Genomic DNA, 846 nt, shown 5'->3' with positions numbered 1-846 from the left:
ACTAGGGTCAGGACCTATTAATTTGCAATGAGGCAAGGGGTGTGATTGAGGATGGCAAAGGAATTTGCCATGTCTCACTTGTTTTTGCTCTCACCCGCGCAGATGGCGAAGATCGAGCGGTTCTTTCCGCTTTCTCATGGTGTTCCCCGTGTCGATGACCGGCGGGTGATTTCTGGCATTGTTTACGTGTTGAAACACGGCCTTCAGTGGAAAGATGCGCCGAAGGAATATGGGCCGCACAAGACGCTTTACAACCGCTTTCGCCGCTGGACGGAACTTGGCGTTTTCGACAGGATTTTCAGTCACCTGGCTGCAAGTGACAGTCCACCCGATACGCTCATGATCGACGCGACGCACCTGAAGGCTCATCGCACCGCGTCGAGCCTCATAAAAGGGGGCTTCTTCCCCGGCACATTGGCCGCACAAAGGGCGGATTGAACACCAAACTGCATGCCGTATATGATGCCGAGGGTCGCCCCATCGCGATGTGCCTGACGGCAGGCCAGGTCTCCGACCACATCGGCGCCAAGGTCCTGTATCCCGCCTTACCCGACGGGGCCAGCGCAACGATGATCGCTGACAAGGGCTACGATTCCGATGAGTATCGCGCCGCCCTCAAAGCGAAAGGCATCGCGTCTTGTATTCCGCCGCGCAAGGGCCGGAAGGCACCTGCCGACTTCTGCAAAATACAATACAAACAACGTCATAAGATCGATAACATGTTCAGTAGACTCAAGGATTGGCGGCGTATCGCCACACGGTATGACCGCCATGCCCACGTCTTCATGGCCGCAATCACCATCGCGGCAATCGTCATTTGGTGGATTCAATGAGTCCTGAGCCTAG

At 55.7% G+C, this 846-nt stretch carries 1 protein-coding gene; it reads left to right on the top strand.

Annotated features, from left to right (window positions below; genetic code table 11):
- Positions 1-69: 69 nt before the first annotated feature.
- A protein-coding gene (locus tag ACEVQ6_RS23660) for an IS5 family transposase (RefSeq protein WP_374891492.1) occupies positions 70-833 on the top strand; the annotation gives its coding sequence in 2 pieces (ribosomal slippage) (positions 70-388 and positions 388-833; 765 coding nt in all).
- The last annotated feature ends 13 nt before the right edge of the window (positions 834-846 follow it).

Origin of the sequence: Ensifer soli (assembly GCF_041928815.1) — a bacterium.
Taxonomy (GTDB): domain Bacteria; phylum Pseudomonadota; class Alphaproteobacteria; order Rhizobiales; family Rhizobiaceae; genus JBHFEI01.
Note: the sequence above shows the minus strand (reverse complement) of the source record. Positions and strands in the feature narration are given on the sequence as shown.